The following is a 24,851-nucleotide window of genomic DNA, read 5'->3' as shown; positions in this document are numbered from 1 at the left end:
GCCCCCTCGGCCCCGGCCCTAAGCTCACGGTGTGGCTGCGATCGACGACGGCGATCTCGCCGGCATCCGCCGTCGTCTGCTGGCGTTCTGCTACCAGATGCTCGGCTCGGCGTTCGAAGCGGAAGACGCCGTGCAGGACGCGATGGAGCGCATCTGGCGCGCACGCGACAGCTTCGATCCGGCGCGCGCCAGCCTGACGACGTGGGCGTATCGCATCGCACGCAACGTGTGCCTCGACCGGCTGCGCGAGGCGCCGCGCCGGCCGCTGCCGAGGGATCTGCGGGAACCCGGGATCGAGGTCGGTGCGCCGCTCGTGCCGTCCCTCGATGTACCTTGGCTGATCCCCGCTCCGACCGGCTGGCTCGCCGCCTCCGACGTGGAGCAGACGGCGGAGCGGCGCAGCGATGTGCGCCTCGCGGTCACCGCGATGCTCCAGTCCCTCTCGCCGCTGCAGCGCGGCGCGTTCGTCCTGCGCGACATCGTCGGACTCTCGGCGGCTGAGACCGCGGCGACTCTCGAGGTGTCGGTCGCCTCCGCGAACTCCGCTCTCCAGCGGGCGCGGGCGGCGATCGCCGCCGGGACGCAGCGCCCGCACTCACTGGCGCCGGCGGCCGTCGAGCGGTACGCGCGAGCGATCGAACAGGCGGATGTCGCAGCCCTCGCGTCCCTCGTGACCGACGACCTCGTCTTCGAGATGCCACCCGTTCCTGCGTGGTCGCGCGGTCGCGAGACCTATCGCGCATTCATGGCCGACTTCTTCCTCCGGAGGGGGACAGGCTGGACGACGCGGGCGATGTCGGCGAACGGGCAGCCCGGCATCCTGCTCTATCGACTCGGCCCGGTGGGGCCCGAACCGCACACGGTGCAGCTCTTCGACGGCGACGGGACCGGTGCGATCCGGCATGTCCTCGTCTATCAGGATCCCCGGCTGTTCGCCCTCTTCGAGAACCAGCTCACCGCCGAGAGATGAGTTCGCGTCCCGCCGTTCGTATGTCCTGGTGAACCCGATTCACGAGGAGGACAGCATGGGACGACTGATCGTCGTGCAGTACATCACGCTCGATGGCGTGGTGGAGGATCCGGACGGCAGCGACGGCACGCCGTTCGGCGGATGGGCGATGCGCTTCGGGCCCGAGGGCGTCGCCGGCGACAAATTCCGGCTCGGCGACATGCTCGAGACCGGCGTGCTGCTGTTCGGGCGCCGGACGTGGGACCACTTCGCCGAGCTCTGGCCGCCCCGCGACACGCCCTTCGCGCAGGCCATGAACCGTGCCGAGAAGGCCGTGGCGACGAGCCGGCCACTGCCTGCCGCAGCCTGGACGAACTCGCGCGCCATCGCCGGCCCGCTCACCGATTGGGTCGCGGCCACCATCGCGACGCGCGACGTGGTCGTCATCGGCAGCGGGTCGGTGGTCGGCGAACTGCAGGCGTCGGACCTCGTGGACGAATACCGCCTCATCGCCTTCCCCCTCGCGGTCGCGGCCGGCAGGCGACTGTTCCCCGATCCGCAGCAGCTCGAGCTGGTCTCGTCGGAGATGGTCGGCCCCGCGAGCCTCACGGTGCACCGTACCCGTACGACCACGGGCTGAGCGACCGATCGCGGCGGCCGCGACCACTGTTGCGGCCGTCCAGCGAGGACTCGACGACCATCAGCCGCCGAGTCCTCGCCGCAACGCGACGAGCCCGTATTCGAAGGCGGCGTCCACGTCGCCGCCGAGCCGGAAGGCTCCGGCAAGCTCCATGTGGATGAACCCTGTCGCCCACGCGGTCACCAGGCGCGCCGCGTCCAGCGCGTGGGTCTCGCCGGCGATCGCGGCCGCGCTGTCCACGATGGTGAGGCCCGCACGGGCGAGCAGCTCCGGCGGCGCCGCTGTGGCGAACATCAGGCGGAACCCCTCCGGCCGGCTCCGCGCCAGGGTGCGGTACGCGCGGGCGAGCCCTTCGATGGAGTGATCGGATGCCTCGAGCCGCGCTGTCAGGTCGTCCACGGTCGCCGCGGCCACGGCCTCGATGAGCGCGTCGCGGTCGCGGACCCGCTTGTAGAGCGACGGTGCGCGCACGCCCACGCGCTCCGCGACCCGCTGCATCGTGAGCCCCGCGGGCCCGGACTCCTCGAGGAGATCGCGCGCTGCGGCGATGATCTCGGCGTAGGACGTGCGTTCCGGCGTCGGCATGCGGCATCCCCTCGATGGCTATTGACATTAGCCATGATAGCTACGTATCGTAGCCTTGCCAACCCCGGACACCCCCCACTCCCCGAAGGATGCGCCATGAAGCTCGCACCGCACCTGCACCGCATCGGCAACGACATCGTCGCCGCCTATCTCGTCGTCACCGACGACGGGGTCACCGTCGTCGACGCGGGCCTTCCCGGTCACTGGAAGGATCTCGTGCGCGAGCTCGACACGCTGGGCCTGACGCCCGCCGACGTGAAGGGCGTCGTCCTCACCCACGGCGACAGCGATCACATCGGGTTCGCCGAGCGCCTGCGCCGCGACCACGGCGTGCCCGTCTACGTGCACGAGGCCGATGCCGAGCGCGCACGCACCGGCGAGAAGCCGAAGGTCGCCGCAGGCCCGATGAAGCTCGGCCCGGCGCTGGGCTTCTTCGGGTACGCGCTGCGCAAGCGCGCCATGCCCACGACGTATGTGTCCGAAGTGGTGGAGGTGCACGACGGCGACGTGCTCGACCTGCCCGGCTCCCCGGTGGTCGTCGGGATGCCCGGACACTCCCCCGGCAGCATCGCGGTGCACGTGCCCCTCGTCGACGCGGTGTTCGTGGGCGACGCGCTCACGACGCGCCACGTGCTCACCGGTCACGAGGGCATGCAGCCGGCGCCCTTCACCGATGACCTCGACGAGGCGTCCGCGTCGCTCGATCGGCTTGCGGGCATCTCGGCATCGTGGGTTCTTCCCGGGCACGGTGCGCCCTGGCAGGGCTCCCCGGCGGATGTCGCCGCCGCGGTCCGCAGCGGAGCTGCCTGAGCCAAGCAGCCCGACCGGAGGCCTGAACCGCCCCGCTCGCGGCGGCCCGACCCGATCAGACCGGGCGCGCCGCCGCGAACAGGTTGGCCGGGTCGTACGCGAGCTTGAGCTGACGCAGGCGGGCCCACGCCGGCCCGAAGGCGAGGGCACGGTCGGCGCCGGGCGCGTCGATGAACGTCAGCGCGAGTGCGTCGGCGTGCCACGGCTCGAGGGCGGCAACTCCGGCGCGGACGGCCGCCGTGGCGGAGGGGTCCGCCTCGGGCACCGGCACCATCGCGATCGAGTGCACGAGGTAGTCCCCCTCGAGTGCCGCGATCGCGCCGCCCCCGGCCGGCTGTCGGGTCACGGCGCCACCGAGGTGACGCATTTCCTGAACGAAGATCCCCGGAGTCCCGGCCGCCCCGACGAACGCGTCCACGGCGTCCGCCGGGAACGAGTCGAGCATCGCGTGCCACGTCAGCGACGGCGTCGGCTCCGGCGGGTCCATGTGGACGCCGACGAGCGCAGGCGCGGGGATGCGGGCGAACGTGTCGATCTCGGGCAGCAGCGCCCGCAGCGGCGCGAGCAGAGCGGATGCCGCGGCATCCGTCTCGTCGATCGCCCCGTCGATCACGACCACCGACCGCCCCGACAGGAAGGGCGGAAGCTGCGGCAGCGGCGGGAAGTTCATGATCCGCAGTGCGGTGGTGGCGGTCTCGGGCGCGGAGCGCGTCCACTGCGCCCACGCATGCGAGACCTCGGCGGCGCGCGATGCGTCCCACAGCAGCATGCCCGCGAAGACGTCGGCGACGGGCAGCAGGTCGATCTCGATGGCGACGACGACGCCGAACGATCCGGAGCCGCCGCGCAGCGCCCAGAACAGGTCGGGGTGCTCGTCCTCGCTCGCCCGCACGAGCGTGCCGTCGGCCGTCACGACCTCGACGGCGCGCACCGCATTGACGGCGAGGCCGTGCGCGCGGGCGTAGAACGAGAGCCCGCCGCTGAGCATGTATCCGACGACCGAGACGTCGCCGGCGCTGCCGTGCAGCGCGGTGAGCCCGTGAGGCGCGGCCGCCTCGAGCACATCGTTCCAGAGCGAGCCGCCGAGCACGCGCGCAGTGCGGGCCCCTGGGTCGATCTCGACGCCGCGGAGGCCCTTCAGCGAGACCAGCACGGTGTGCGCGAGATCCGTGTCGGCGAGCGCCCCAGCAGCATGGCCGGTCGACTGCGGCGCCACACGGAGCCCGGACAGGGTCGCGGCACGCACGACGTCGACGACGTCCTCGGCCGATTCGGGAAGGGCGACGGCGAACGGATGCTGCGCCACGGCGACGTTCCACGGAGTGCGCGCGGCGTCGAAGCCGGCGTCACCCGGGAACAGCACGCGGGCGCCGAGCGCGGTGCGCAGTTCGCCGGCGGCGGCGCGGATCGCGGCACGGGGGACGTCGATGGCCAGATCATTGAGCGACATGGAGTGGGATGCCTTTCGATGAAGCGTGCGCGACGGATCGTCAGCACGACTCCGTCACGCGCCCGCGCGTCGGGCGCGGGCCACCCCACCAATGAGCAGACTGCGATCTCCCAGATACATGGGGACCGCGGAGATTCTCAGCTCTCGAAGTCCTCGGGCTCGACCTCGTCGAGGAAGCGCTTGAACTCGTCGAGACGCTCCGACGCATCGGTCTCGGTGAGCACATCGGGAACGCCGGCCTCGGCGAGGACCTCGTCCGCCACCCACATCGGCGCCGCCACACGCGAGGCGAGCGCGATGGCATCCGACGGCCGGGCATCGACGATGCGATCACCGAGCGCGGTGGAGATCGTGATCTCGGCGAAGAAGGTGCCGTCTTCGATGCGGGTCACCTCCACCCTCGTCGCCGACGCATCGAGCGCGGCGAGCATCAGACCCATCAGGTCGTGCGCGAGCGGGCGCGGCACATCCGCGTTCTCGACCGCGACGAGGATCGAGGTCGCCTCGAGCTGTCCGATCCAGATCGGCAGGACGAGTCCGTCGCCCGGGATCTGATCCACCGGCTTGAGCAGCAGCACGTGCTGCCCCGAGGCGTCGAGGGCGACGCCCGCCACACGGACCTGAACCATGACGTGCCTCCTCTCGCCGCGGCATCCCCCCGCATGATCTTCTGTGCCGCCATCGTAGGCACGCCCGGCCGCGGACGGACAGGGGGTCACGCGAGTGCGACCGCCGCCGGCCACCCGCGCCGCTCAGCGCGGCGGAATGCCCGTGATCGCCGAGAGACCTTCGTTGACGCCGTAGCTTCTCGCGTCGATGTCGGTCACACCGACACTGCGCAGCCGTTCGCTGTGGAACGCGAGGTAGCGATCGGCGTCCTCCTTCGTCTCGAAGAGGTAGGCGCCGCCGGCGATGCCCGTCTCGGCATCCTCGGTCCACACCTTGAACACGAGGCCCTTCTCACCCGCGATGTCGCGAGCGAGCTCGCCGAACGCTGCGACCGCGTCAGCGCCGAACGGCCCCGCCGAGGGGAATTCGAACACCAGGAGATGTGCCATGCTTCGTCCTTCCGACTTTCCGGTTTGAGATCCAGGCAACCACGAGGTGCCGACACCCTTCCCCCGTGACGCCTCATCACCCACGGGGCGCGAAGCAGCGGCAGTGCATTCACCGGAATGGATGCTGCGCGCGTACCGTTGCAGTCGACATGCAGCGATTCGGCACCCTCTCGTTCGGACACTACGGCCCGCTGGGCGGCGGGCGGCAGCTCACTGCAGCCGACTCGATGCTGCAGGCGATCGACCTCGCCCAGGGCATGGACGAACTCGGTGTGAACGGCGCCTACTTCCGCGTCCACCACTTCGCTCGTCAGCAGGCGTCGCCGATGCCCCTGCTCGCCGCCATCGCGGCGCGCACCCGCACCATCGAGGTCGGAACCGGCGTGATCGACATGCGCTACGAGAATCCGCTGTACCTCGCCGAGGAGGCCGCCGCCGTGGACCTCATCTCGGACGGCCGGCTCGCGCTCGGCGTGAGCCGCGGCTCACCCGAGACCGTCGTGCGCGGCTACGAGGCGTTCGGGTACACCGGATCGGGCGACCCCCGGGGCGCCGACATCGCCCGGGAGCACTTCGACCTCTTCCTGCGCGCGATCGAGGGCGAGGGCCTCGCAGAGCGCGACGCCTCGTCGCCGTTCGGCGGGGGCACCGGAGTGCAGCGCATCGAGCCGCACTCCCCCGGGCTCCGCTCTCGCGTGTGGTGGGGCGCCGGCAACCGCGACTCCGCCGAGTGGGCGGGCCGTACGGGCGTGAACCTCATGTCGTCGACGCTGCTCACCTCCGCGGACGGACGACCGTTCGACATCCTCCAGGCCGAGCAGATCGACGGCTTCCGGGCCGCGTGGCGGGACGCGGGCCATCCGGGCGAACCGCGCGTGTCGGTGAGTCGCTCGATCTTCCCGATCACGACCGCCGAGGAGCGGATGTACTTCGGCGGGCGCCAGGACGGCGACCAGATCGGCGTCATCGACGGCATCCGCTCCACATTCGGCAAGACCTACGCCGGTGAGCCCGACGAACTCGTTCAGCAGCTGAAGGAGGACGCGGCCATCGCCTCGGCCGACACCCTGATGCTCACCATCCCGAGCCAGCTCGGCGTGGAGTTCAACCTGCGCATGATCGACTCGTTCGCGAAATACGTCGCCCCCGAGCTCGGCTGGCAGCCGGCCCGCGTCTGACGCCGCCGCACGCAGCGCCGCGGGCGTGTTCGTGAGGGATCTTGACCGGTCGGTCAGTCAGGAATAGCGTGGAGTCGACCCCCGATCGGGAGCCATCACCGTCTCCGAAGGAGGAGATTCCGATGAACAAGTGGACTCGTTGGGAGGACTGGGTCGTCGTGGTCGTGGGCCTCGTCGCCGCAGTGGCAGCGCTGCTCATGCCGCCGATGGGCGCCTCCATGCCATGGATGCTGATCGTCGGCATCCTGCTGATCGTCGCCGGCGTCATGAACCTCGCGATGCCGGGGATGGTGGCGATGGAGTACGTGCAGCTGGCGCTCGGTGCGGTGCTGTTCGTCGCGCCGTGGCTGGGCGGTTTCGCCAGCATGGATTCCGCAGCCGCGTGGATCTGCTGGATCGGCGGGGCGGTCGCCGCGATCGTCGCCGCACTCGCCATCCGACCGGCCATGCACATGCACGACCGTTCCCTCCCGCACTGAGGTACCTTCCCCACTGACGTGCGCCGTCGAGACGGGGGCGCCGGACACCGCCGGCCGCCCCCGCGCCTTTCCCGAGGACCCCACATGACCCGAAACCGGGAGAGCCGGATCCTCATCCTCGATGCGGCCGAGCGCCTCTTCGCCGAGCGCGGCTTCGACGCCACCCCGACAGGGGCGATCGCCGACCTGGCGGGCGTCCCCAAGGGGCTGCTCTTCTACTACTTCCCCAGCAAGACCGATCTGCTGCGCGCGCTGATGGGCGAACGGCTCGACCTCGATCCCATCGACACCTCAGCGCTGATCGCCGAGGGCGATCCCGCGCAGTCGCTGCTCAACGTCACGGGGAGGCTCCGCGAGCTGCAGGGCGAGTCGGCGGTGCGCCGCGTCATCGTGTGGCGCGAGCACCGCACGCACCCCGAAGTGCGCGCGAGGCTCCGCGACTACCGCAGCCAGCTGCAGGCGATCGTCGAGCGGGTGCTCGGCGCGAGCATCCTGCATCCGATCGCCGCACGGCGCGTGCGGATCGCGGCGGAAGCCTGGGTCGCGATCATCACGACCCCGACCCTTCCGGCCCACTCGGGAGGCGAGGAGCTCGAGTCTGCAGCGGCGGGCGACGAGCTCGGCGGCCCGGCCGATGCCGCCGACCTGCCCGCACTCGCCGATCTCATCTCGGCCGGCCTGCGCGAGGCCGCGGCCTGACCTCCGGCGCTCACGCCGCGGAAGGCCGCGCCACCGGCCGCGGAGTCAGTCGAGCACCTCGACGCCGGTGATGCGCAGTTCCTCCACGTCGAGCCTGGTCTGGATCTGCGTCACCACGGCATCGTCCACGGCACCCTCGCGGCGCAGCCGGTACAGCACCTCGCGCTTGCGATCCAGCAGTGCGATCCGCAGCCGCGAGTACTCCTCGTCTCGTTCGCGCGGCGAGGGCAGCGGGGCGAGCGGATCGAGCACGGCAGTGGCGGTGGCGGCTGTCTCGGCCTCGGCCCCGGTCTCGGCATCCGTGGCCCCGATCATCTTGTCGAGATCGGCGATCCTGCGGTCGACCTCGGCCTGCTCCCGCGCCTGCACGCGCTCGTTGTTGCGCTCGAGGTAGTCGTAGTAGTCGCGGGTGAGCCGGTCACGGGTCTCCTCGCTGACGCCGTGGTCGTGGGCGAGGTCCTTCATCGCGGTAAGGGCCGCGCCGGTGATCGCGCGCTCAGCGAGTTCCAACTCCCTCTGCATCGCCATGTCGTCGGGAAGGCGCGCCCACCGCACGACGGCAGGGAGGATCGGTCCCTGCACGAGGAGGGTCAGCAGGATGATGCCCGCAGTGACGAAGATGATCTCGTCGCGCCCCGGCATCGGGTCTCCGGCGGTCGTCATGAGCGGCACCGACAGCGCGATCGCGAGCGAGACCGCGCCGCGGAAGCCGGCCACCGCACTCACGATCCGCGCACGGTACGTGGTGCGCCGCAGCCTCTGCGACGGCCGGCGGTCGAGCATGCGGATGATCATGACCGACGTCGTCTGGAAGACGAACCGCGCGACGAGGAGCACCAGCCACGAAGCCAGAGTGACGACGATCAGCCAGCCGATCTCGCGCCCGGGGATCTCATGCGCCACGGCCTGCACCTCGAAGCCGATGAGCACGAACAGCGAGCCGTTGAGGAGGAAGGAGCCGAGAGGCCATGTCCACGCGGCCTGGCGCCGCGATGCCGCCGTGCTGATCCGTGGCGTGATGTACGCGACGATGAGACCTGCCACGACCACCGCGAGCACACCGGACGCGTGGACCAGCTCGGCGAGCAGGAACGCGGTGAACGGCACGAGCAGCAGGGCGATGTTGAGGTTCAGCGTGTTCCGGACGCGCCGCATGACCAGGTACGCCAGACCCGCCACGACGACACCGGCCGCCGCACCGCCCACGTATGACAGCACCACCAGGCCCGTGACGTCGAGCGGGGTGTACTGGCCGCCGGCGGCGACACCGACGGCAACGCCGTAGATGACGAGCGCGGTGCCGTCGTTGGTGAGGCTCTCGGCCTTGAGGTTCATGAAATTGCGTCGCGGCAGCATGCGCCCGAGCGCAGCGACCGCGGTCGCGTCGGTCGGAGCGACCGCGGCGCCGAGGATGAGCGCGGCGTTCCAGGGCAGCCCGAGGGCGTAGGCGACGCCGGCGACGGCGAAAGCGCTGGCGACGACGAGCGCCGTGCTCATGAGGAAGATGCCGCGGAAATCCCGGCGGATGGACCGCAGGGAGGTCGTCATGCTCTCCCAGAACAGCAGCACCGGCAGGAAGAGCAACAGCACGGTCTCCGGCGGCAGCGCGATCTCGCGCACCTCGGGGATGAAACCCAGGGCGAGGCCGGCGACGACGAGCAGCAGCGGCACGGCCACTCGCAGCTTGGGGGCGAGGATCGCACCGGTGAGGACGGTGATTCCGAGCAGGACAGTGACCTCGAGTCCGTTCATGCGGGGCTCCCTTCGGTGCAATCATCATCCAACCGCACACGGCCCGGTGGGATTCCCCGATGCCGCGACGGGCGACGCCGACCGCCGAGCGTCCGCGGACGTCCTGGCCTGCCCCGCGCGCGGGTTAGAGTGTCCGGACCGGACACTGCGGCACGTGCCCGGGATGCCGGGAGGGGCAGCGTTGGGCGAACTGTTGACGCTCGCGTCGCGAGACGTCGGCGATGTCGAGTCGACGTGGCGTCGATTCGTGCCGTCCGCGGCCCTGCAGCGAGTCGATCCCCGCACATTCGCGTTCTCGTGGACGTCCGCCGCGATGCCCGGCTTCTCCATCGTGAAGTACCGGCTGAACGCCTCGGTGCAGTCCGCGATCGAACCGGACGGTCAGTTGATGGCCTGTCGTGTGGCTTCGCGCGGAGGCTGGGTGGGCACGCCGCGCGGCGACCTGAACGCGGGATTGCCGTGGCTCGCGCTGGACGGACCGACGAGCGCGCGCTGGCATACCCGCGCCGATGTGCGCGCGTTCGTGTTCGACCGCACCCTGGCCGAGGACGAGGCGCGCCGCCTGGCCGGCGACGACCGCTTCACGCTGCGCGCGGCCACGACGAGTTCCGCTCCGATCGACCGGGAACTCGCGGCGCACTGGGAGCGCGTGTTCCAGCATGTCGCCGGGTCGTTCTTCGTGCCGGGACTCACCTCTCCGATGATCGAGGCCGAGCTTCGGCGCCACGCACTGCACGCCACCCTCGCGGCGTTCTCCCCCGCGTTCGGCGCCGCCCTCGAACGCTCGTCCCAGCGGCGCGGCGCCCCGCGGAGCGTCCGGCGCGCGATCGCCTTCATGGAGCAGCACGCGCACGAGCCGATCACCATCGACGATGTCGCCGTGGCGTCCGGCATCTCGTCACGAGGACTCCAGTACGCCTTCCGTCGCGCCCTCGATCAGACGCCCACCGAGTACCTCCGACGCGAACGGCTGGCCGGCGTGCACGCGGAGCTGCAGCGGGGTACCCCCGTGAGCGTGTCGGAGGTCGCCCGGCGCTGGGGATTCGCGAGTGCCTCGCGCTTCGCCAAGCACTACCGCGACGCGTACGGGAGGTCGCCGCGGCAGACGCTGCGCGGAGGGTGACCGGAGAGTTTCGTTTTGCGTGCCGCGCTTTCGCAGGACGGTTCGCGGCGAGCCGGGGCCGAGCGAGCTGTCGCAGAGTCTCTTCGTGCGGGCATGCGGCTCGCCGAGGGAGACACGTGGGCAAGTTCATCTACGAGGGCGGCATCCGCGCGGAGTTCGACGATCGCGCACTCTCGCACCTGCAGGTCGCGATCGGCACGAAGCTGCGCCGGAACGAGCCCTTCTACTTCACATGGCACGGCGACGTCAGCACCGGCGGCGGCCGGACGACCGTCTGGGTGCACTCCGCGGCGAGCCTGGTGTTCACCTACTACGGCGGCCGGCCGGCGAAGATCAACCGGACCTGGCTCGAGGCGCTGATGCGCACCGCCAACTCGCCGGTGGGTCTGCAGGTCGTCCCCGAGCCGCCGGACGACGGCGGATCCGAGGTGCTCGGCTGAGCCGCGCCGCGTACCCCTGTCAGTCGCACGAGCCGCACCGGTAGACTCCGGCCAGCCGAGGCGATGGAGGCGACGCTATGGACAGCAGGGACCTGGCCGACGTGATCGACGACCTCATGGCGAAGGCGCGCGAGGCATCCAGCGGCCGCGCGGCGCGCACCATCCGGGGTGGCCACGAGAATGCCCTGCGGGAGACCGTCATCGCGCTGCTCGCCGGCCATGAGCTCTCCGAGCACGACAGCCCGCACGAGGCGACGCTCCAGGTGCTCCGCGGCCGCGTGCGCCTGATCGCGGCAGACGATGCGTGGGAAGGGGAATCCGGCGATCACCTCACCGTGCCGCCGCAGCGTCACAGTCTCGCCGCGCTCGAGGACTCGGTCGTGCTGCTGACCGTCTCGAACCGCGTGCCCTGACCGCCGGACGCCCGCAAGTCGCTAGGGCGTCGAGCCCGGGACGCGAGCACGTCAGGCGTCGAGCCCGGCCGCACCCCGGTCAGGCGTCGAGAGTCGCGGCGAGCGCGGCGAGCGCCTCGCCGGTGAGGCGCTGCGTCGTCCACTCCCCCATCGGGTCGGCGCCGATCGAGCGGTAGAACCCGATCGCGGGGTCGTTCCAGTCGAGAACCGTCCATTCGAAGCGCGAGTATCCGCGGTCGACGCACACGCTCGCCAGCGACGCGAGCAGCGCCTTGCCGTAGCCGAAGGCGCGCTGGCTCTGATCGACGAAGAGGTCCTCGAGCCAGATGCCGTGCCGTCCGGTCCAGGTGGAGTAGGTGACGAACCAGATCGCGATGCCGACGATCTCGCCGTTCCGCTCGACCACGTGGGCGAAGACGCGCGGCTCGTCGCCGAACAGCGCCGCCTCCAGCGCGTCGACCGTGTTCTCGACCGCATCGGGCTCGCGTTCGTACACCGCGAGTCCGTGGATGCACGCGAGGATGCCGGGCTCGTCGCCGCGCCGGGCCTCACGAAGGGTCGCGCCACCGGCGAGCGTACGAGGAGTCACGTCCTCGAGCGTAGCGAGACCGCGATGGTCCCCCACGCCTCATCCCGCTGCGCACGCGCGAAGCGCAGACCCCGCGCGGCGGCATCCGCCCGCTCAGGGCAGTCCGGTCACCGATACGCCGAGCCATTCGGCGAGGTCGGCGATCTCGGCGCGCACGATGTCGGACTCCTCCGGCTCGAACGGAAGGAAGTCGTGGACCGCCGTCACCTTCAGCACCTCGCGCTCGCGGTCGACTTCGGCATCGAGCATCCCGACGAAGCGGTCGCCCATCAGGATCGGGTGGGCGAAGAAGCCGTACCGGCGCTGGGCCTTCGGCTTGAACTGCTCGAGCACATACGTGAATTCGAACAGCTCCTCGAGGCGTCTGCGGTCGAACAGCATGCTGTCGTACGGGTTGAGGAATGCCACGCGCCCGTCTGGGTCCTCGTCCGCGAGCGCGGCGAGCGCCTCGGGATCGACGCGATACTTCACGGAGCTGCCCTCGACCACGGCGGGCTCTCCGGTGTCTTTGGCGACACCGGTCCAGAACCAGTGCGGCTTCGCGAGTCCCGCGGATTGCAGGCGCCGCGTGGCGAGCAGCGCGGCGGCCTCTTCGTCGTCGTACTCCGGCAGATCCTGCGGGTAGACGCGCTCGGCGAGATCCCAGCGGCGATGGCGCCCCTCGCGCCCGGTGACTGCCACCTCGCCCTGACGCAGCAGGAAATCGAGCATGTGGGGCACCTGATTCGCGCCCGACCAGCCGTCGGGTGCGCGGCTGACCTGCGCCGTGTCGGGGATGTCGCTCGCGAGGAGCGGGCCGTCCGCACGCAGTCGCGCGAGCACGTCGGCCCGGAATCCCGCGTTGGCCGCCAGCCACTGCTTGCTGCTCTCGCGCTGCGGCCAGCGGCGCATGCCCGGCATCATCAGCGGCAGCAGGCTCATCGGCCGGAAGGCGCCGTCGAACTCGAACAGGAGGCGGTCGTCCTCGACGGCCTTGCGCAGCTGACCCGGCTCGTACGACCAGCCGATGCGCGACCACAGCACCGTGTGCTCGCAGGGCGCGATCGTCGCCGTAGGGTCGATCTTGATGTAGCCGAGCTGCTCGGCCACTTCGACGACGTCACCGGGACGATCGGCGTCGAGCAGCTGAGCGCGCACGACGATGCGGCGGGCCTGCTCCCGGGTGAGCTGATGCGCTGTCACGCGGTCTCCGCCGGAAGCACGCGATACCGCACGTGCGTGACGAGCGATGCCTGCCGCCCCGAGATCTGCTCGAGGCGCAGGGGCCCGACCCCGTCGAACAGCCGGAGTCCTCCCCCGACGATGCTCGGCGAGATCTGCAGCGCCAGTTCGTCGACGAGCCCGGCCGCGAGGTAGGCGTTCGTGGTCGACGGACCGCCGGCCACGTGGACGTCGCGATCGCCGGCAGCGTCCCGCGCGCGCTCCAGGGCCGCGTGGATGCCGTCGGTCACGAAGTGGAAGGTCGTTCCTCCCGCCATCTCGATCGAGTCGTGCGGATGGTGCGTGAGCACGAAGACGGGGGCGTGGTACGGCGGGTTCGGGCCCCACCACCCCCGCCAGTCGCGGTCCCACTCGCCGCGGACCGGGCCGTACATGTTGCGCCCCATGATGAAGGCGCCGGCGTCGACGATCGCGTCGATCTCGGCGCGGTTCTCGTCGGGCGTCTCGACCATCCACCGGTGCAGCGCGCGCTCGGGCACCTCGCCGAACGGCCTCTCCTCGGTCTGGTGGATGCCGGACCCGAACCCGTCGAGCGTGATCGACATCGTGGCGACGACGGCTGACATGCGGACCTCCGTGGTGTGCGGCACGTGCGGCCCCACGCTAGCCGCGGGCGCCGGCAGCCCGAAAGCCCCTGCGGCGAGCGACCCGCGCCGCACGGGAAGGTCGACCTCGCCGCTAGCACCCGCATCGCGGGGTCGCAATCCCCGGGCGACCTCGCCCGTTCGTTCGTATCGTGCCGAAGGCGGTCGCCATCCGGGGTGGCCCGCGGCGCAGATGCGGAGGAGCGAAGATGGTGCGATTCGGATACACGCTGATGGGCGAGCAGAGCGGCCCGCGAGAACTGGTGCGCTACGCGCAGACGGCGGAGGACGCCGGCTTCGACTTCGAGGTCTCGAGCGACCACTACTCGCCCTGGCTCGTGAGCCAGGGGCACTCGCCCTACGCCTGGACCGTGCTGGGCGCCGTCGCCCAAGCGACCTCGCGTGTCGAGCTGATGACCTATGTCACCTGCCCCACGATGCGCTATCACCCCGCCGTCGTGGCACAGAAGGCCGCGACGCTGCAGATCCTCAGCGAGGGCCGGTTCGTCCTCGGGCTGGGATCCGGCGAGAACCTGAACGAGCACGTCGTCGGACAGGGCTGGCCGAACGTCGACGTCCGCCAGGATCGGCTGATCGAGGCGATCGAGATCATCCGCGAGCTGCACTCCGGCGAGCTGCTGACCTACCAGGGCGAGCATTTCCGCGTGGATTCGGCGCGCATCTGGGATGTGCCCGACACGCGGGTGGAGATCGGCGTCGCCGTCTCGGGTGAGGAGTCCATCGGATCGTTCGCTCCGATGGCCGATCACATGATCGCCGTCGAGCCGAAGTCCGAGCTCGTGCAGCTCTGGGACGATGCGCGCCGCACGGATGCCGGGCCCGGCACCGACGGCGGTTCCCGCAAGATCGGCCAGATCCCGATCTCCTGGGATCCCGACAAGGACACCGCCGTCCAGCGCGCCCATGAGCAGTTCCGGTGGTTCGGCGGCGGGTGGCCGGTCAACGCGGAGCTGCCGACGCCCGCAGGCTTCGAAGCTGCGAGCAGCTTCGTGCGGCCGGACGACATCGCATCGTCGATCCCCTGCGGGCCGGATCTCGATCAGCTCGCGGAGAGCGTGCGTCCCTACCTCGATGCCGGATTCACCGACGTCGCTCTCGTGCAGATCGGCGACGAGCAGCAGGAACGGTTCCTCGCCGAGGCCGCCGGCCCGCTGCTCGAGCGGCTGCGCGCACTCGCCTGAGCCGGGCCCCGGGGCGGCGGACGGCGTACGCCTCGCAGAGTCACACCGGTCGTACCCGGCGCAGGACGATGGCCGCCGGCATCCGTCTCACGACGGGACGGAAGGGGGCCTTGGCCAGGCCGGCCGCCTCGTCGGCGTCCACGATGCGCGGCGCGGTGGCGTCCACGTCGCCGCCGCGCCACCGCAGCGTCGCGCCGCCCGCAGCGACGACGTTGAGCGCCCGGTTCGTGTCGGCGCCCCACGGAAGGCCGATGAGGATCGCGTCGCGATCGGCCGTCGGCACCACGGCGACGGGGGTCGCAAAGGGGGTGCCGCTGCGGCGTCCGCGGTGGTGCACCACGGCCCACAGCGGGAACCATCGCTTGCCCGCCAGGGCGCGGGCAGCCGGCTCGGTCACCCGCACCGCGAGTCGTGGCGGGCCGGGTTTGCGGGGCGGCTCGGTCATCGCTCCAGCATGCGCCGCGCGATCGCCGGGTGCCAGACCCGCGGCTACTGCTTCGTCGCGCGCTCGATCGACATGACGAGGATCACACGGTCGGCCTTGTCGCGGGGCGGCGTGGTGCTCGGGTTGCCGTACCGGTTCTGCAGCCGCACGTAGAAGGCGCCCTCGGGGTCGGGGACGACATCGACGAGCCGGCCGGCGACCTCCAGGTAGTGGAACGGGTGATCCGGGTCGATGATCGACAGCGACATCGACGGGTTGTGCTGCAGGTTGCGGTACTTCTGCCGGTAGTTCGTGTGGGTGAAGCGCACGTGCTCGCCGTCGAACTCGAACCACATCGGGTTCACCTGGACGGTGTCGTCGGGGCGGATCGTGCCGAGGTGCGCGTACACCGGGAGTTCGAGGAGATGGCGTCGGTCAGCGGGGAGGATGTCGTCGACGGAAGGCATTCGTCCAGTCTGCCGTGGCCGGGAACCCGAGGGGTTGCTCGCCGACCTCCGGTGTCACGAACTACCCTCGGTGCATGGCGACGCAACCCGCACCCGGGTGGTACGACGACGGCTCGGGCAAGCAGCGCTGGTGGGACGGCACCCACTGGACCGAGCAGTACATCGACCTGCGCGCGCCCGACGTCGAACTGCGGACGGATGCCGGACCCGCCGCGGCAGGCCCCGCCCTGCCCGGCTGGTACGACGACCAGCGTGGACGCACACGGTGGTGGGATGGACGGCGGTGGACCGCCGACGTGCGCTACAGCGGCCAGGAGCAGGACTTCGCGGGCATCGTCATCGACGGGCGATGGATCCACTTCGGCGACCTGAGTCAGCCGGTCGCCGAGGTCGAGGCATCCGTCGACTCCGGGGATGCCCTGCTGCGGCGACCGGCCTTCACGCGAGCAGCCGTGGAGCGACGTATGTTCGGCCCGACCGGCCCCATCACGCCGCGCACCATCAACCGGGCGATCAACCGGATGGCGCCCCACCTGGTGGTCGCGGGAGCCCAGGTGTGGGTCGTGCCCTATGCCGCCACCCACGACCCCGAGGCACGCCGCTTCGCCGGCTGGGTCAACACGAGCGCACAGCACTACCGCTACCGCTGAGTCCCGCCGTCAGTCGGGCAGCACGAGCGGCAGCTCGCGGGTGTCGTCCCACGGCTCGCTCCATCCGAGGCGGTCGAACAGCCCGTCGAGCACCATTCCGGTGAAGCCCCACACGAGGTGCTCTCCCGTCGTATGCCGCACGAGGAATCCAGGACCGCGCCACTCCTGTCCGTCGCGGCGGATCACCGTCACGCCCCGGTTGGCGGGGTTCAGCAGGTCGGCGACGGGAGCCCGGAACACCGCGGCGGATTCGGCTTCGTCGACGACGCGGACCGGGGACGGATGCCGCCACCAGCCCAGCACCGGGGTCACGAGGTGCTGGGAGAACGCGAGGGAGATGTCGCCGAGCACGCCGAGCACCTCGACGCCCGCGGTGTCGAGCCCGGTCTCTTCACGGGCTTCGCGCAGCGCGGCGCCGACCGGACCGTCGTCGCCCGGGTCGAGGCGTCCTCCGGGGAAGGCGACCTGACCGGGATGGGCGCGCAGCGTCGTCGCGCGGGCGAGGAGAAGGACGTCGAGATCGCGCGACACGGCTCGCGCCTGAGCGTCGTGGTCGCTGGGCAGGGTGTCGAGCACGCCGAACAGCATCAGCACCGCCGCCGCACGCGGGTCCGCCTGCGAAGGCAGGTCGATCAGCGGGGCGGCGGCAGGATCTGCGGCCAGCGCAGCCAGCTGCGCGCGTGCGCCGAGCGTCGTGTCGGGCAGCACCTCGCCGTCCTGCGGGGTCGTCGGCTGCGGCATCCGTTCAGGCTACGCCGATCCGCCGACGTCGCGGGCGGGCGAGGCGAGCCGCGCCGGTTGACCGGCGCTCGGCGATCCCGGTAGCTTCGGCCCCGTGGCGCGTCGCGTCGCCGGGTGCGCACGCCGCTCCTGCCTGCTGCTGGGGAGCCGCATGATCACCGTCGACGGTCTGCGCGCGATGCGCGTGTTCGAAGGGGTGCCCGACGAGGGCCTCGTCTACCTCGCCGGCGCCGTCGAGGACATCCGCCTCGTATCCGGCGAGTACTTCGCCCACGAGGGCGACGAGCGGTCGCTCTTCATCGTGGTCGAGGGACTCGCCGAGATCACCAAGATCGTGAACGGCGACGAGCGGGTCATCGGCACGCGCCAGCCCGGCCGGTTCTTCGGCGAGGTGCCGATGACGCTCAGCACGCCGTTCCCGGCCAGCGGCCGCGCCGCCGGACCGACGCGCGTGCTGAAGCTCGAGCCCGCGGTGTACTACACGCTCGCCGCGCTCGCCCCGTCGGTGCCCGACCGGGTGGCCACCCTCGCCCGCCGCTACCTCGACTCCCTGCAGACGATGGCCGCGGAGCAGCGCGAGCCCGGCGTGCGACTGATCCACCACGGGCGCAGCGCGCGAGCACATCGCGTGAGCGGGTTCCTCACCCGCAACCAGGTCGACTTCGAGAGCGTGACAGCGGATGCCGACCCTCACGCGGCCGACACCGTCCTCGAGCTGGCCGACGGCCGGCGGCTCGAGAACCCGACGATGCGAGAGGTCGCCGAAGCCGTGGGGCTCGACGTGGCGCCGGCTGCCCGCGACTACGACGTCGTCATCCTCGGCGCCGGGCCCGCCGGTCTCACGGCTGCCGTGAACGCCGCGGCGGAAGGGCTTCGCACGCTCGTCGTCGAGACGTTCGCGCCGGGCGGGCAGGCCGGCACGTCGACCCGGATCGAGAACTACACCGGGTTCCCCTTCGGCATCTCTGGCGACGACCTGGCGAGCCGCGCGTTCAAGCAGGCCAAGCGCCTGGGCGCGGAGCTGGTGGTCACGCGCACCGTCGAGGCACTGGATCCGAAGACGCACGAGCTGACGCTCGACGGCGGCGATGTCGTCCGCGCCGAGGTGGTGATCCTCGCCACCGGGGTGGTGTGGCGCACGCTCCCCCTCGACGACGTCGGCAGATTCCTCGGCGGCGGCGTCTACTACGGCGCCGCCCGCAGCGACTCCGCCGTCGCGCAGGGCGCCGACGTCTGCATCATCGGCGCCGGCAACTCCGCCGGGCAGGCCGCGCTGTTCTTCAGCCGCCACGCGCGGTCGGTCACGCTGCTCGTGCGAGGCGAGTCGCTCGAGGCCGGCATGTCGAGGTATCTCATCGACCAGATCTCGGCCATCCCGGCGATCCGGGTGGAGACCCGCAGTGAGGTGGTCGCGCTGCACGGCGCCGACAGCCTTCGGTCAGCCGATATCGCCGACCGGCGCACCGGCGACGTCCGGCGCCGCGACGTCGACGTGCTCTTCGTCATGATCGGAGCGGATGCCGAGACCGCGTGGCTGCCGCCGGGGATCGCTCTCGACGGACGAGGCTTCGTGCTCACCGGGGCGGACGCCCTCGAGTCGGGGAGATGGGCCGAGACGCGGCGTCCGTTCGCCCTGGAGACGACAGCTCCGGGCGTCTTCGCGGTCGGCGACGTGCGCTCCGGCTCGGTGAAGCGGGTCGTCGCCGGCGTCGGCGAGGGCGGCATGGCCATCGCGTTCACGCACCAGTATCTGGCGCTGGACCGCTAGGCGCGGCGTCGGCCGCCGTCATCCCCGAGCGCCGCGCCGGCTCGCGGCCGGGCGCACGATCGCGCGTCCGAGCATGACGACCAGCGTGCCGGCGATCACCCAGGGGCCCAGCACGAGGAGGGGATCGAGCCATGCGTGCTTCAGGTCGGCACGGCCCCGGCCGAAGCGCGACGAGATCGGCCGGTGCCCTCGCTCGCCGAGGATGCCGCTCTGCGTGATCGGGTCGTCGGGCCGTCGCGTGACGAGCGACTTCACGTGGGCGGTCGTCGAGTCGATGCGGTCGCCGAGCATCAGGAGCAGCCAGTGGGCGGTCTGGCCCTCGCTGTACGTCTCGTACGCGTAGCGCCGCACCCGGCCGGCCAGCCCGTGCAACGGCTGCGCCGTGCCGAACACCGGCGTCAGCCGCGCGTGCTCGACGGACTTCTCGCGCCCGCCGCGTCCGCCCTGGTTCTCGGGGATCTCCCAGTGCGCGCCCGTCTGGATGCCGGGCTGCTCACGCGGCACCGCGGGGCGGTCCGCGGGGTCGGCGTCGGCTCCCCAGCCGGGAATGCGGGCGCGCAGCTCATCGGGGTCGGGGGCGGAACCGGGCTTGTTCGCGGTGTACGGCATGTCGTTCCTCCGATTCGAGTGTCAGGCCGCCGGGACGATGACCGGCTTGATGATGTCGTCGAGCTTCGTCGAGAAGAGGTGGTAGCCCTCGGCGATGTGGTCGAGCGGGATGCGGTGCGTGATGAGATCGCTCGGCCGGAGGTAGCCGGCCCGGATGTGCTCGAAGAGCCGGGGCCACTGGCGCTTGACGGGCGCCTGGTTCATCCGCAGCGTCAGGCCCTTGTTCATCGCGTCTCCGAACCGCACGGCGCTGAACATCGGTCCGTAGGCTCCCATGACCGACACCGTGCCGCCCTTGCGGACGGAGTCGATCGCCCAGTTCAGCGCCACCGGCGAACCGCCCTGCATCTTGAGCTTCGCCGAGGTCACGTGCTGGATCACATGACCGTCGGCCTCCGCCCCGACGGCGTCGATCGCGACGTCCGCTCCCAGCCCGTCGGTCATTCGCTTCAGCTCACGCACGATGTCACCGACCTGGGCGAACGCCACCGTCTCGGCGTACGCGAAGTCGCGTGCCTTCCGCAGGCGGTAGTCCAGATGATCGACGACGATCACTCGTCCTGCACCCATGAGCCAGCACGACCGCGCCGCGGCGAGTCCGACCGGGCCGGCGCCGAACACGACGGCCGTGTCGCCCTCGTCGATGTCGGCCAGCTGGGCGCCGAAGTATCCGGTCGAGAACGCGTCGGTGAGCAGCAGTGCGTCCTCGTCGGCGATGTCGTCGGGGATGACCGAGGGTCCGACATCCGCGAACGGCACGCGCACCATCTCGGCCTGCCCGCCGTCGTACCCGCCGGTCGAGTGCGAGTAGCCGTAGATGCCGCCGATCGCCGTCGCGTTGGGATTGACGTTGTGGCAGTTCGAGAACAGGCCCCGCGCGCAGAAGTAGCAGGAGCCGCAGTAGATGTTGAAGGGCACCATCACGCGGTCGCCGACACGGAGCCGCTCGACCGATCCGCCGACCTCCACGACCGTGCCGATGAACTCGTGGCCGAACGTGTGGCCGATGCGGGTGTCGGGCATCATGCCGTGGTACAGATGCAGATCCGATCCGCAGATCGCCGCCAGCTCGACGCGGACGATCGCATCGTTGGGGTGCTCGATCCTCGGCTCGGGCTTGCTCTCGACGCGCAGCTTGTACGGTCCGCGGTACGTCATCGCCTTCATGCGCTCCTCCTGGGTCTCTCACGACACCCTCTCCGCGCCGGGCGGAATCCGCGGAGGGGGTTGCGTTCGAGCCGTCGAAGTGTCAGAGCGCCGACGAGCGCGCCGACGCCTCAGCCGCGGAAGTACGTCTCGGCGACGCGGGCGAGGTCCCACAGGTCGCTGACCCCGGCGAGCTCGCGCGCGGAGTGCATCGAGAGGATCGGGATCCCGACGTCGACGGTGCGGATGCCCAGGCGTGTCGCGGTGATCGGGCCGATCGTCGAGCCGCACGGCACGGCGTTGTTCGAGACGAATTCCTGGCTGGTGACGCCTGCTGCCGCGCACCATCCGTTCCACGCCGCCGCGCCCGCGGCATCCGTGGCATACCGCTGGTTGGCGTTGATCTTGAGGATCGGGCCCGACCCGAGCACAGGCTGCACGACCGGGTCGTGCTTGTCGGCGTAGTTCGGGTGCACCGAGTGTCCGACGTCGCTCGAGACGCACCACGATGCCGCCAGCGCGCGCAGCTGCTGCTCCCGATCGGCGCCGAGGGACAGCCACAGCCGTTCGAGCACGTCGGCGAGGAAGGGCCCGGCGGCGCCGGAGCGCGTGCCCGAGCCGACCTCTTCGTGGTCGAACACCGCGAGCATCGCGATGTGATCGGCATCGTGGCCGTCGGCCGCGCGCTCGAGGGCGACGACTCCCGCATGCACCGACGCGAGGTCGTCGAGACGCCCGGAGGCGAAGAAGACATCGTCGCGTCCGAACGTCGCGCCCGGGGCGGAGTCGGCCGTGACGATGTCGTACCCGCGGATGTGCGCGGCGTCGACGCCGGCCTCGCGAGCGAGCTCGCCGAGGATGTCGGCCGACTCGACCTCGCCGAGGCCCCATACCGGCTGCGTCTGCGACTGCTTGTCGAGGGCGAGGTGGTCGTTGGCCTCGCGGTCGAGGTGGATCGCGAGCTGCGGCAGGCGCAGGAGCGGGCCGGTCGACGCCAGCACGCTGGTGCCGTCGTCGAGCACGAGGCGCCCGGCCAGACGGAGCTCTCGATCGAGCCATGAGTTGAGCAGGGGTCCGCCGTAGATCTCCACTCCGGCCTGCAGCCAGCCGAGCTTTGCGGTCGTCGGCTTCGGCTTGAGCTTGAAGCCAGGGGAATCACTGTGGGCACCGAAGATGCGCACCGCCGTGGCGGCGGTAGCCGACGGCGGCACGACCCACGCGATCGCCGCTCCGTCGCGCACGACGACGAACTTTCCGCCCGCGGGGGCCGGCCAGCCGGCCGACTCGTCGAGGCGCGTGAAACCCGCGCTCTCCAGGCGGCTCGCGACCTCCCCGGCGGCGTGGAAGCTCGATGGGGACGCGGCCACGAAGGCGGCGAGATCGTCGGCGTGAGCCAGAGCCGCAGTGGCGGCGGGGGCGGTGGATGAGGGCACGGGCGAGCCTCCTCGAGAGCGGTGCAGGGCTCCTCCGATCGTAGTTCGCGGCGCCCTTCCGGACGGCAGAGGAGCCACGATGCAGCCCCGTGACCTGGCCTTTTCGAGCAATCCGCTCACATGTAACGTTCAGGTAACGCACCGGAACCGTCCAGAAACGACGGGGAGACTCGGGGACTTGTGCCCGCCCGAACGGGCACGACGCGCCGCCCGATGGCGCTTTTCGCTGATACGGAACCCGGTCTTTCATGCGCAACCACACGTCTTTCCTGCCCGCCCGCCGCACTCTGCGTCGTGCCGAACGCCGCCTTCGCCGCCGCCCCGTGCTGCTGTCCGCGACGCTCGCGATCGGCGTGCTGGCCACCGCGGGGTTCACCACGGCGACCCCGGCGTCGCAAGCCGAGGCGGCCGGAGCGCTCACCGGTTTCGCACTGGCGTCGTACACGACGTCTCCCTCCGTCACCGCCGAGGAGGTGCCGTCGGCATCCGCCGCCGACGAGGCCGTCGCCGCAGCGAACGCCGCCGTGACGGCGGCGACAACGGTCGCCTCCGACATCGCCGCCTCGGGTCTCGATGTCGGCACCCCCGTCACGACGGTCGACACCTCGGGTCTCGAGACCGCTGTCGAGCAGCTGCAGCGCGCCCAAGCGCTGCCGGCGATGTACGCGACCGACTTCACGGATGCCGTCACCACCCTGGCCGCATCGGTCAGCGAGCAGGCGCAGGGATTGCGCGGCCGCCTCGACGCCGCAGTCGCCCTCAAGGCGCAGCAGGAGGCCGAGGAGAAGGCGCGCAAGGAGGCTGAAGCCGCCGCCGCTGCGCAGGCCGCCGCCGAAGCGGCCGCCGCCAAGAAGGCGTCCTCGACGTCGTCGGCACCTCGCCCCGTGTACGCCACCGGCGGTGCCGTCGGCGGCACCAGCCCGGCCGACGCGCAGGCCACAGCCCGCGCGATGATCGGCGGCTACGGCTGGGGCGACGACCAGTTCGCCTGCCTCGTGCCGCTGTGGCAGAAGGAGTCGGGCTGGAACTACCAGGCGTACAACCGCAGCAGCGGCGCATACGGCATCCCGCAGGCACTCCCCGGCAGCAAGATGGGAACCGCCGGCGCCGACTGGCAAACCAACCCGGCGACGCAGATCGCGTGGGGTCTGGGCTACATCTCGGGTCGCTACGGCAACCCGTGCGGCGCCTGGAGCCACTCCCAGTCGACCGGCTGGTACTGACCTCTGCTACTGACTCAGCGCAGGAAGGCGGACGGGTCGAACTGCTCGATCGGGATGACCCGCACGCGCGGGAGCGGAGCGTCGAAGGCCTCGGCGTCGTACTCGATGTCGAAGAACTCGACGCCGGGGATGCCGGTGAACTCCGTGCTGCGGAACTCGTGGAATGCGATGACGCCCACGCGGCGTCCGTCGGTGGCGAGACGTGCGAGGTCTTCGGCGAAGTCCCGGTCGTGGCTGACGAGCGCGACGTCGTCGTCACGGTCGGCGAGCGCGCGCAGCGTCCGCTGGATCGCGATGTCGACGATCTTCTCGTCGGCGGGGCCTGAGAGCGGAACCGGCTGGTAGCCGAGCGCGAGGAGCGCCTGCACGAACGGCATCGGCAGGTGGGTGCTCGCGTTCAGGAAGAAGAGCCCCTTCGCGGGCCGCTCCCAGCGGTCGGAGATGAACGCCAGCAGGCGGTCCCACCGCGGTCGCTCCTCGGGCAGGGGACGCCTGCCGAGGATGGATCCGCCGAGGGTGGCGTCGATGTTCTCGCCGTCCACCAGCACCCAGCTGCTGCGCTCCATGCTGCTCTCCTCGGGTCTACCCGCTCCGAACGTAGCAGGGCGCGCAGGGGCATCCGTCTCGATTAGGCGCTGCGGAGGATCTTCTCGATCGCCTTTCCGCGGGCCAGCTCGTCGACGAGCTTGTCGAGGTAGCGGATCTTCTGCATCAGCGGATCCTCGATCTGCTCGACGCGCATCCCGCAGACCACGCCGGTGATGAGCGAGGCGTTCGGGTTGAGGTCGGCCTCGGCGAAGAAGTCCTCGAACGTCGTGTGCTCATCGATGTGCTGCTTCAGCTGGGCGTCGTCGAAGCCGGTCAGCCACTCGATGACCTCGTCGAGCTCCTCGTTCGTGCGGCCCTTGCGCTCGACCTTGGTCACATAGAGCGGATAGACCGAGGCGAAGCTCGTCGTGAAGATCCGGTGCATGTCGCCAGGGTAATCGGGACGGGATGCCGAGGCACCGGCGTCGACCACCCCTCGACGCAGCGACGGTCCCGGTGGGTAGCCCTCCCACCGGGACCGTCAGCACGTTCACGGGAGTCTGCACGGCGACCCGAACGCCGATACTCGACCGTTTCGCACGGCACTGCTTTGTATTGCTCTGCAAGCCTAGGCATGAGCATCGATCGGGGTCTGCCCATTGACACGGCGGGCACTGACCTGTTAACCGG

At 70.9% G+C, this 24,851-nt stretch carries 29 protein-coding genes; 13 read left to right on the top strand and 16 right to left on the bottom strand.

The window, feature by feature from the left end; genetic code table 11:
* Nucleotides 1-31 precede the first annotated feature (31 nt).
* Nucleotides 32-970 carry an RNA polymerase subunit sigma-70 gene (locus VIP82_RS18000; RefSeq protein WP_331911122.1) on the top strand — a complete coding sequence of 313 codons (939 nt, stop codon included), beginning with the start codon at nt 32-34 and terminating at the stop codon, nt 968-970.
* Between the two features lie 55 nt (nt 971-1,025).
* Entirely contained in the window at nt 1,026-1,589 is a 564-nt protein-coding gene (locus VIP82_RS17995; protein ID WP_331911120.1) for a dihydrofolate reductase family protein, read from the top strand.
* 60 nt (nt 1,590-1,649) lie between these two features.
* Here the strand turns inward: VIP82_RS17995 and VIP82_RS17990 are convergent, their stop codons facing one another.
* On the bottom strand, nt 1,650-2,174 hold the full coding sequence (locus VIP82_RS17990; RefSeq protein ID WP_331911118.1) for a TetR/AcrR family transcriptional regulator: 525 nt from the start codon (nt 2,172-2,174) through the stop codon (nt 1,650-1,652).
* A gap of 96 nt (nt 2,175-2,270) precedes the next feature.
* Between VIP82_RS17990 and VIP82_RS17985 the strand changes: the two genes are divergently transcribed.
* Nucleotides 2,271-2,984 (top strand): MBL fold metallo-hydrolase, encoded by a 714-nt coding sequence (locus tag VIP82_RS17985; protein WP_331911116.1) that lies wholly within the window; start codon nt 2,271-2,273, stop codon nt 2,982-2,984.
* 55 nt (nt 2,985-3,039) lie between these two features.
* Here the strand turns inward: VIP82_RS17985 and VIP82_RS17980 are convergent, their stop codons facing one another.
* The 3 genes from VIP82_RS17980 to VIP82_RS17970 form a co-directional block, all read right to left on the bottom strand.
* Nucleotides 3,040-4,434, bottom strand: a complete 1,395-nt coding sequence (locus tag VIP82_RS17980; protein ID WP_331911114.1) for an FAD-binding oxidoreductase — start codon at nt 4,432-4,434, stop codon at nt 3,040-3,042.
* Nucleotides 4,435-4,571: 137 nt separating this feature from the next.
* Nucleotides 4,572-5,063, bottom strand: coding sequence for a bifunctional nuclease family protein (locus VIP82_RS17975; protein ID WP_331911112.1), 492 nt, complete (start codon nt 5,061-5,063; stop codon nt 4,572-4,574).
* A 123-nt stretch (nt 5,064-5,186) separates the two neighbouring features.
* The gene (locus VIP82_RS17970; RefSeq protein WP_331911110.1) at nt 5,187-5,492 is read right to left on the bottom strand and encodes a monooxygenase; all 306 of its coding nucleotides are present in this window, start codon (nt 5,490-5,492) and stop codon (nt 5,187-5,189) included.
* A gap of 149 nt (nt 5,493-5,641) precedes the next feature.
* Between VIP82_RS17970 and VIP82_RS17965 the strand changes: the two genes are divergently transcribed.
* From VIP82_RS17965 to VIP82_RS17955, 3 genes are all read left to right on the top strand, one after another.
* Nucleotides 5,642-6,670, top strand: a complete 1,029-nt coding sequence (locus tag VIP82_RS17965; RefSeq protein WP_331911108.1) for an LLM class flavin-dependent oxidoreductase — start codon at nt 5,642-5,644, stop codon at nt 6,668-6,670.
* 122 nt (nt 6,671-6,792) lie between these two features.
* Complete coding sequence (locus tag VIP82_RS17960; RefSeq protein WP_331911106.1) at nt 6,793-7,149, top strand: SPW repeat domain-containing protein; 357 nt, start codon at nt 6,793-6,795, stop codon at nt 7,147-7,149.
* An 84-nt stretch (nt 7,150-7,233) separates the two neighbouring features.
* Nucleotides 7,234-7,848, top strand: coding sequence for a TetR/AcrR family transcriptional regulator (locus VIP82_RS17955; RefSeq protein WP_331911104.1), 615 nt, complete (start codon nt 7,234-7,236; stop codon nt 7,846-7,848).
* 45 nt (nt 7,849-7,893) lie between these two features.
* Here VIP82_RS17955 and VIP82_RS17950 read toward each other — a convergent pair whose 3' ends face one another.
* Nucleotides 7,894-9,600 (bottom strand): Na+/H+ antiporter, encoded by a 1,707-nt coding sequence (locus tag VIP82_RS17950; RefSeq protein WP_331911102.1) that lies wholly within the window; start codon nt 9,598-9,600, stop codon nt 7,894-7,896.
* Between the two features lie 181 nt (nt 9,601-9,781).
* Between VIP82_RS17950 and VIP82_RS17945 the strand changes: the two genes are divergently transcribed.
* The 3 genes from VIP82_RS17945 (at nt 9,782) to VIP82_RS17935 (ending at nt 11,576) form a co-directional block, all read left to right on the top strand.
* Nucleotides 9,782-10,723, top strand: coding sequence for an AraC family transcriptional regulator (locus VIP82_RS17945; protein WP_331911100.1), 942 nt, complete (start codon nt 9,782-9,784; stop codon nt 10,721-10,723).
* Between the two features lie 116 nt (nt 10,724-10,839).
* Nucleotides 10,840-11,163, top strand: a complete 324-nt coding sequence (locus tag VIP82_RS17940; RefSeq protein WP_331911098.1) for a DUF7882 family protein — start codon at nt 10,840-10,842, stop codon at nt 11,161-11,163.
* Between the two features lie 77 nt (nt 11,164-11,240).
* Nucleotides 11,241-11,576: a cupin domain-containing protein gene (locus VIP82_RS17935; protein WP_308869376.1), complete on the top strand. Its 336-nt coding sequence runs from the start codon at nt 11,241-11,243 to the stop codon at nt 11,574-11,576.
* A 79-nt stretch (nt 11,577-11,655) separates the two neighbouring features.
* On the opposite strand, the gene VIP82_RS17930 is transcribed toward VIP82_RS17935, so the two are convergent.
* The 3 genes from VIP82_RS17930 to VIP82_RS17920 all read right to left on the bottom strand — a co-directional run bounded on the left by VIP82_RS17930 (nt 11,656) and on the right by VIP82_RS17920 (nt 13,952).
* Nucleotides 11,656-12,165 carry a GNAT family N-acetyltransferase gene (locus VIP82_RS17930; protein WP_331911096.1) on the bottom strand — a complete coding sequence of 170 codons (510 nt, stop codon included), beginning with the start codon at nt 12,163-12,165 and terminating at the stop codon, nt 11,656-11,658.
* A gap of 93 nt (nt 12,166-12,258) precedes the next feature.
* The gene (locus VIP82_RS17925) at nt 12,259-13,347 is read right to left on the bottom strand and encodes a DNA glycosylase AlkZ-like family protein (protein ID WP_331911094.1); all 1,089 of its coding nucleotides are present in this window, start codon (nt 13,345-13,347) and stop codon (nt 12,259-12,261) included.
* Nucleotides 13,344-13,952 carry a dihydrofolate reductase family protein gene (locus VIP82_RS17920; protein WP_331911092.1) on the bottom strand — a complete coding sequence of 203 codons (609 nt, stop codon included), beginning with the start codon at nt 13,950-13,952 and terminating at the stop codon, nt 13,344-13,346. Before VIP82_RS17920 ends, VIP82_RS17925 begins: the two co-directional genes overlap by 4 nt.
* Nucleotides 13,953-14,179: 227 nt before the next feature.
* Here VIP82_RS17920 and VIP82_RS17915 point away from each other — a divergent pair, with 227 nt between their 5' ends.
* Entirely contained in the window at nt 14,180-15,172 is a 993-nt protein-coding gene (locus VIP82_RS17915) for an LLM class F420-dependent oxidoreductase (RefSeq protein WP_331911090.1), read from the top strand.
* A gap of 40 nt (nt 15,173-15,212) precedes the next feature.
* Here VIP82_RS17915 and VIP82_RS17910 read toward each other — a convergent pair whose 3' ends face one another.
* A complete protein-coding gene (locus tag VIP82_RS17910) occupies nt 15,213-15,617 on the bottom strand; it encodes a PNPOx family protein (protein WP_331911087.1) in 405 nt (134 codons plus the stop codon).
* Between the two features lie 44 nt (nt 15,618-15,661).
* The gene (locus tag VIP82_RS17905; protein ID WP_331911085.1) at nt 15,662-16,063 is read right to left on the bottom strand and encodes a PPOX class F420-dependent oxidoreductase; all 402 of its coding nucleotides are present in this window, start codon (nt 16,061-16,063) and stop codon (nt 15,662-15,664) included.
* 74 nt (nt 16,064-16,137) lie between these two features.
* Between VIP82_RS17905 and VIP82_RS17900 the strand changes: the two genes are divergently transcribed.
* Nucleotides 16,138-16,713 (top strand): DUF2510 domain-containing protein, encoded by a 576-nt coding sequence (locus tag VIP82_RS17900; RefSeq protein ID WP_331911083.1) that lies wholly within the window; start codon nt 16,138-16,140, stop codon nt 16,711-16,713.
* A gap of 9 nt (nt 16,714-16,722) precedes the next feature.
* Here the strand turns inward: VIP82_RS17900 and VIP82_RS17895 are convergent, their stop codons facing one another.
* A complete protein-coding gene (locus VIP82_RS17895; protein ID WP_331911081.1) occupies nt 16,723-17,454 on the bottom strand; it encodes an NUDIX hydrolase in 732 nt (243 codons plus the stop codon).
* A gap of 94 nt (nt 17,455-17,548) precedes the next feature.
* Here VIP82_RS17895 and VIP82_RS17890 point away from each other — a divergent pair, with 94 nt between their 5' ends.
* A complete protein-coding gene (locus VIP82_RS17890; protein WP_331911079.1) occupies nt 17,549-19,222 on the top strand; it encodes an FAD-dependent oxidoreductase in 1,674 nt (557 codons plus the stop codon).
* 18 nt (nt 19,223-19,240) lie between these two features.
* Here the strand turns inward: VIP82_RS17890 and VIP82_RS17885 are convergent, their stop codons facing one another.
* The 3 genes from VIP82_RS17885 to VIP82_RS17875 all read right to left on the bottom strand — a co-directional run bounded on the left by VIP82_RS17885 (nt 19,241) and on the right by VIP82_RS17875 (nt 22,410).
* Nucleotides 19,241-19,831: a hypothetical protein gene (locus VIP82_RS17885; RefSeq protein WP_331911077.1), complete on the bottom strand. Its 591-nt coding sequence runs from the start codon at nt 19,829-19,831 to the stop codon at nt 19,241-19,243.
* Between the two features lie 21 nt (nt 19,832-19,852).
* Nucleotides 19,853-20,998: a zinc-dependent alcohol dehydrogenase gene (locus VIP82_RS17880; protein WP_331911075.1), complete on the bottom strand. Its 1,146-nt coding sequence runs from the start codon at nt 20,996-20,998 to the stop codon at nt 19,853-19,855.
* Nucleotides 20,999-21,108: 110 nt separating this feature from the next.
* Nucleotides 21,109-22,410 carry a M18 family aminopeptidase gene (locus tag VIP82_RS17875; RefSeq protein ID WP_331911073.1) on the bottom strand — a complete coding sequence of 434 codons (1,302 nt, stop codon included), beginning with the start codon at nt 22,408-22,410 and terminating at the stop codon, nt 21,109-21,111.
* Nucleotides 22,411-22,658: 248 nt separating this feature from the next.
* Between VIP82_RS17875 and VIP82_RS17870 the strand changes: the two genes are divergently transcribed.
* Nucleotides 22,659-23,633, top strand: coding sequence for an aggregation-promoting factor C-terminal-like domain-containing protein (locus VIP82_RS17870; protein WP_331911071.1), 975 nt, complete (start codon nt 22,659-22,661; stop codon nt 23,631-23,633).
* Between the two features lie 14 nt (nt 23,634-23,647).
* Here VIP82_RS17870 and VIP82_RS17865 read toward each other — a convergent pair whose 3' ends face one another.
* Together VIP82_RS17865 and VIP82_RS17860 are read right to left on the bottom strand one after the other, a co-directional pair.
* Nucleotides 23,648-24,199 carry an NYN domain-containing protein gene (locus VIP82_RS17865; RefSeq protein WP_331911069.1) on the bottom strand — a complete coding sequence of 184 codons (552 nt, stop codon included), beginning with the start codon at nt 24,197-24,199 and terminating at the stop codon, nt 23,648-23,650.
* A gap of 62 nt (nt 24,200-24,261) precedes the next feature.
* The gene (locus VIP82_RS17860; protein ID WP_331911067.1) at nt 24,262-24,606 is read right to left on the bottom strand and encodes a DUF2200 domain-containing protein; all 345 of its coding nucleotides are present in this window, start codon (nt 24,604-24,606) and stop codon (nt 24,262-24,264) included.
* Nucleotides 24,607-24,851: the final 245 nt, after the last annotated feature.

Source organism: Microbacterium sp. (assembly GCF_036566905.1).
Classification (GTDB): Bacteria; Actinomycetota; Actinomycetes; order Actinomycetales; family Microbacteriaceae; genus Microbacterium.
This window is presented reverse-complemented; position numbering and strand designations above follow the sequence as displayed.